The sequence below is a fragment of the Streptomyces sp. UH6 genome, assembly GCF_013421635.1.
In the GTDB taxonomy this organism is placed as follows: Bacteria; Actinomycetota; Actinomycetes; order Streptomycetales; family Streptomycetaceae; genus Streptomyces; species Streptomyces abyssomicinicus.
Genome location: NZ_JACADT010001408.1, coordinates 1 through 1,070 on the forward strand (window position 1 = coordinate 1; position 1,070 = coordinate 1,070).

Consider the following 1,070-nt stretch of genomic DNA (forward strand, 5'->3'; position numbering starts at 1 on the left):
GCGGGACCGAACCGGCCGCCGAGCGCGGCACCGGGGCCCTCCCCCGGCCCGCCGCCCGCAAGCGGTATTCGGCCCGAGTGCGCCCTTTCCTTTTCCCCGTTTTCAATTACGCTCCGGACGCCCGGCGTTGTGGGAGAGGCCCCGCCCGCACGCCGTCCGATTCCTGAGAGCCGTTGCTTACCATTGGCCAGGACACGACATTCGAGGGGAGCGGTGACCGTGCCACACGACCTCCAGGACCCAGCCGACCACCGCTCCGGCCTGACGAACGAGCAGGTCATCGGTCAGGAGGAGTTGCTCGCCGCGGCCCGGCGAAGACTCGACCGCGGCGGCGGGGTGCTCCTCCACGGACCGGCCGGAATCGGCAAATCGACGGTCCTGAGGGCACTGGCAGCGGAATATGCCGGAAAGTCGCGGACGGTGCTGCGCTGTTCGGCGACCGAGTCGGAATCCCATCTCCCCTTCCTGGCCATCGCCGATCTCCTCGGCCCCGTCCTGGACCGGGTCGCCGGCTCTCTGCCCACCGCCCAGCACACGGCGCTGGAGGCCGCGCTCACCGGGCACGGCGAGACGGTGCTGCAGCCGGACGGGCACCACGGCCTGGCCCTGCGGCTGGCGGTACTGGCGGCCTTCCGCGCCCTGGCCTCCGAAGGGCCGGTGCTGGTGGTAGCGGACGACCTCCAGTGGCTGGACCGGGCCAGCACCGAGCTCCTCGGGTTCGCCGCCCGCCGGATCAACGGCAGCCGGGTGCGGATGCTCTGCGCGCTGCGCACCGAGAGCCCCGACGGGCTGGACGTCGGCACCTGCCTGCGCGGTCTGCCGCACGACTCCGAGGCGCTGCGGGTGGCCCCGCTGGAGCGCGCGCAGATCTCCGCGCTGCTCACCCGCCGCGGGCACCGGTCGCTGCCCCGTTCCACCGTGCGGGCCATCGGCGCGGCCAGCGACGGCAACCCGATGTTCGCGCTGGAGCTCGGCCGCGCGCCTGGACACCGGCCGTACACCGGACGCCAGCACCGCCGACCTGGCCGACGTCGCCGTCGGCGCCCTCCCCCAGCCGCTGTCGTATCTGA

The 1,070-nt window shown here is 73.5% G+C and carries 1 protein-coding gene; it reads left to right on the forward strand.

Annotation, left to right across the window (positions count from 1 at the left end):
• Nucleotides 1–213 precede the first annotated feature (213 nt).
• A partial coding sequence (locus HW445_RS32200; protein WP_180224283.1) for an ATP-binding protein occupies nucleotides 214–1,070 on the forward strand: 857 nt, incomplete at its 3' end.